Origin of the sequence: Qipengyuania sp., assembly GCF_042095715.1 — a bacterium.
Classification (GTDB): Bacteria; Pseudomonadota; Alphaproteobacteria; order Sphingomonadales; family Sphingomonadaceae; genus Qipengyuania.
Window position 1 is genome coordinate 1 of sequence record NZ_JBELMO010000129.1, and the last position, 4,189, is coordinate 4,189.

Consider the following 4,189-nt stretch of genomic DNA (forward strand, 5'->3'; position numbering starts at 1 on the left):
CAGGCGGGCGCCGTTGACGATCACGTTCTGCGTCGCCTGGCCGAGTCCGCGCTGCCCCCGGTCGTTGCCGCCGGAGATGGTGAAGCCGGGAATGCGGGTGATCATGTCCAACGCGTTGCGCGGGGCGAACTGCGCGAAATAGTCCGGTTCGAAGCTGCGCCCGCTGACGTTGGAGGCCGCGCCCTCGGTATCGACGACGGGAGGCGTCACCACGTCCTGCGCATGAGCCGCAGACGCCATCACAGCTGCCAGCACGAGCTGTGACCCCGCCAACATGTGCAAGCATTTCCGCATGATAGGTACCCTTCTCCGCGCCCTGAGTGCGTCGTCGTTTACGTTTGTAGGCGAAGATGCACACCCGCGCTCGACGGACGGCGTTCAGCCGCCGACGAACAGCCATGGGTGAAAATCCGGGAGGTGGGATGGGGGTCGGCGAGGGGGGCTTTTCGCGATTCCCGTCGCTTAGGGTAAATGCCCTTGAACATCGCGCGCGTACTCGCGACATAGGCTGACCATTCGACGAGAGGCACTTTTACACATGATCGACCTGTTCGGCGGAAACGCCTATTCCACCCAAGGCCAGTTCACGCGCGATCCCGTTACCGGCGCGCTGGTGCCCGTGGTGGTCGAGCAGACAAGCCGCGGGGAACGCAGCTTCGACATCTTTTCGCGGTTGCTGCGCGAACGCATCGTGTTCGTGACCGACCAGATCGAAGACAACATGGCCTCGCTGATCGTGGCGCAGTTGCTGTTTCTCGAAAGCGAGAATCCCTCCAAGCCGATCAGCATGTACATCAACTCGCCGGGCGGCGTGGTGACCGCGGGTCTCGCGATCCACGATACCATGCAGTATATCAAGCCGCGCGTATCGACGGTGTGCGTGGGCCAGGCAGCCAGCATGGGCAGCTTCCTGCTGGCAGCGGGCGAGCCGGGTATGCGCATCGCGCTTCCCAATGCGCGCATCATGGTCCACCAGCCTTCGGGCGGCGCGCGGGGCATGGCGGCCGATATCGAGATCCAGGCACGCGAAATCCTGCGGATGCGTCAGCGCCTCAACGGCCTCTACGCCAAATATACTGGCAAGACGCTGGACGAGATCGAAAAGGCGATGGATCGCGACACCTTCCTTGAGGCGGACGAAGCGATGGCATTCGGCATCGTGGACAAGGTTTTCGAAAGCCGTCCGGAGAACGAGGAAGGCAGCGAGGCCGAAGGGTCGGGCGGGGCACCGCAATAGGTTTTTGGCCTGACCTTAGTGTGAACTTCCGCTTGGGGATCGGCGGCAATCGGGCCTTAATCCCCAGGCAATACGGCTTGCGCTACGCTATAATTTCTACGAGACCATCCTGTCCGCGCTATGTTAACCCATGCGTGATATGAAGAATCGGCAGGTGGCAGTTACAGGACATGACCAAATTGACCGGTACCGATAGCAAATCGACCCTTTACTGCAGCTTCTGCGGCAAGTCGCAGCATGAAGTGCGCAAGCTGATCGCGGGACCCACCGTGTTCATCTGCGACGAATGCGTCGAACTGTGCAACGATATCATCCGCGAAGAAACCAAGGCCGGCATAGCCGGCAAGAAGGACGGGGACGTACCCACGCCGTCGGAAATCTTCGCGCAGCTCAACGATTACGTGATCGGCCAGGATCGCGCCAAGCGCGTGCTCTCCGTGGCCGTCCACAATCACTACAAGCGTCTGAAGCACAGCGGCAAGTCCGGCGAAGTCGAACTTGCAAAGTCGAACATCCTGCTCGTCGGCCCGACGGGTTCGGGCAAGACCCTGCTGGCGCAGACGCTGGCGCGCACCTTTGACGTGCCCTTCACCATGGCGGACGCCACCACGCTGACCGAAGCCGGTTACGTGGGCGAGGATGTCGAGAACATCATTCTCAAGCTGTTGCAGGCATCCGACTACAACGTCGAGAAGGCGCAGCACGGCATCGTCTATATCGACGAGATCGACAAGATCACGCGCAAGGCGGAAAACCCCTCCATCACCCGCGACGTTTCGGGCGAAGGCGTGCAGCAGGCGCTGCTCAAGCTGATGGAAGGCACCACTGCCTCGGTTCCGCCGCAGGGCGGGCGCAAGCATCCTCAGCAGGAATTTCTGCAGGTCGACACCACGAACATCCTGTTCATCTGCGGCGGCGCCTTCGCGGGTCTGGAAAAGATCATTGCGGACCGCTTGCAGAAGCGCAGCATCGGCTTCGGCGCGCATGTCGCCGATCCGGACAAGCGCCGCGTGGGCGAACTGCTGGAAAAGAGCGAGCCGGAAGATCTGCTCAAGTTCGGCCTGATTCCGGAGTTCGTCGGTCGTCTGCCCGTGATCGCCACCTTGCGCGATCTGGATGTGGAGGCGCTGGTCACCATCCTGACCGAGCCGAAGAATGCGCTGATCAAGCAGTATCAGAAGCTGTTCGAGCTGGAAGACGTGGCGCTCACGTTCAACGTGGAGGCTCTCCAGACCGTGGCCGAGAAGGCACTGGAGCGGAAAACCGGCGCGCGCGGCCTGCGCTCGATCGTGGAAGGCATTTTGCTCGATACGATGTTCGAACTGCCCGACATGGACGGGGTTACGGAGATCGTAGTGGACAAGGAAGTCGTCGACGGTCGCAAGGACCCGATCCAGGTCCGCGACGGCAGCAAGGACAAGAAGGAAGCGGCGGCCTGAGCCAACGCATCCTCTTCGTCTGCGGGAAGAACCGCTGGCGAAGTCCTACAGCCGAACAAATCTTTGCCGGCCGGCGTGACTGCGAAGTCCTGTCGGCCGGAATTGCCAAGGATTCTGACACCGAAATATCGGCGGAACTGGTCGCCTGGGCAGACATGGTCGTGGTCATGGAGCGCCGCCATCGCAAGGCGGTTGAAGCGCGCTTCCGCGCGCAGCTTTCCGATACGCGATTACTCTGCCTCGATATCCCCGACCGCTACCGTTTCATGGACCCCGGCTTGGTCGACCTGCTGGAACGCCGAATGGCGCCGCATTTGGCCTAACAGCCCGTGGCGCAGGCGCGGTCCATTTCGACCTGCATGGTGACATGGCCGATCCGGTGGTGGTGCTCCAGCTCCTCCGCCACCTCGCGCAGGAACTCGTCGCCGGGGTGACCGGTGGGGATGACCAGATGCGCGGTGAGGGCGGTTTCCGTGGTGCTCATCGGCCAGATGTGCAGGTCATGGACCGCTTCGACCCCCGGCAGCCCGGCGAGGTAGCCGCGCACCGCGTTCTCGTCGATCCCCTCGGGTACGCCCAGCAGCCCCAGTTTCACGCTGTCTTTCAGAAGCCCCCATGTGCTCCACGCGACCAGCGCCACGATGACGAGGCTGGTCACCGGATCGATCCACCGCTCTCCGGTCCACAATATCGCCAGTCCGGCGATAACGACCCCCAGGCTGACAAGCGCATCGGCGGCCATGTGGAGGAAAGCGCCCCGGATGTTCAGATCATGCGCCCGGCCGCGCAGGAACAGCAGGGCCGTGCCGGTATTGATGAGGATGCCGACCCCCGCCACCCAGGCCATGGTGGCGCCCTGTACCGCCGGCGGCTCTGCCATCCGATGCACGGTCTCGAACAGGATGGCTCCGATGGCGATCAGCAGCAAACCCGCATTGGCGAGCGCGGCAAGGATGGTCGAGCTCTTGTAGCCATAGGTGAAGCGCGCGGTGGCAGGCTTCTTCGCCGCCGCCGCCGCCGCCCAGGCGAGCGCCAGGCTCAGAACGTCGGAAAGGTTGTGACCCGCGTCCGCCACCAGCGCCATCGAGCCGGAAAGGAACCCGAAGCCCGCCTCTGCGGCAACGAAACCGGCGTTGAGGATAATCCCGATCAGGAATGCGGTGCCGAAATCCTTCGGCGCATGGGAATGCCCATGTCCGTGATCGTCTGACTTTCCATGGTTGTGACCCGCGCCCATCGGCTATTCATACACGCAGGTGTCGAGCCCGTCCCGCCTGACGACCCCGACCCGCGCGGCGATCGTGTTGCCGTGCCGTCGCAGCCAACCGCTCGGATTGGAAACCGCCCGCTCCTTGGGCAGGGGGAGGGCGGCAGCCATCCGCGCCGCTTCCAGCGGGGTAAGCGATGCGGCCGACTTGTTGAAATAGCGCTGCGCCCCCGCTTCCGCCCCATAGGTGCCGATGCCGGTCTCCGCGACGTTCAGATAGACTTCCATGATCCGCCGCTTGCCCCA

At 63.0% G+C, this 4,189-nt stretch carries 5 protein-coding genes and 1 pseudogene; 3 read left to right on the plus strand and 3 right to left on the minus strand.

Annotated elements, in window-relative coordinates; all coding sequences use genetic code 11:
• Positions 1-276: pseudogene (locus tag ACFDTG_RS16320) on the minus strand (hypothetical protein); the annotation flags it as partial.
• Positions 277-538: 262 nt separating this feature from the next.
• Between ACFDTG_RS16320 and ACFDTG_RS16325 the strand changes: the two are divergent.
• The 3 genes from ACFDTG_RS16325 to ACFDTG_RS16335 all read left to right on the plus strand — a co-directional run bounded on the left by ACFDTG_RS16325 (position 539) and on the right by ACFDTG_RS16335 (position 2,999).
• Positions 539-1,237, plus strand: coding sequence for an ATP-dependent Clp protease proteolytic subunit (locus tag ACFDTG_RS16325; RefSeq protein ID WP_375291981.1), 699 nt, complete (start codon positions 539-541; stop codon positions 1,235-1,237).
• A 170-nt stretch (positions 1,238-1,407) separates the two neighbouring features.
• On the plus strand, positions 1,408-2,676 hold the full coding sequence (gene clpX, locus ACFDTG_RS16330; RefSeq protein WP_375291982.1) for an ATP-dependent Clp protease ATP-binding subunit ClpX: 1,269 nt from the start codon (positions 1,408-1,410) through the stop codon (positions 2,674-2,676).
• Between the two features lie 167 nt (positions 2,677-2,843).
• A complete protein-coding gene (locus ACFDTG_RS16335; RefSeq protein ID WP_375291983.1) occupies positions 2,844-2,999 on the plus strand; it encodes a hypothetical protein in 156 nt (51 codons plus the stop codon).
• Here ACFDTG_RS16335 and ACFDTG_RS16340 read toward each other — a convergent pair.
• Together ACFDTG_RS16340 and ACFDTG_RS16345 are read right to left on the minus strand one after the other, a co-directional pair.
• The gene (locus tag ACFDTG_RS16340) at positions 2,996-3,913 is read right to left on the minus strand and encodes a cation diffusion facilitator family transporter (RefSeq protein WP_375291984.1); all 918 of its coding nucleotides are present in this window, start codon (positions 3,911-3,913) and stop codon (positions 2,996-2,998) included. The genes ACFDTG_RS16335 and ACFDTG_RS16340 overlap by 4 nt on opposite strands.
• Positions 3,914-3,916: 3 nt before the next feature.
• The coding region (locus ACFDTG_RS16345) for a transglycosylase domain-containing protein (protein WP_375291985.1) at positions 3,917-4,189 on the minus strand (273 nt) is incomplete at its 5' end.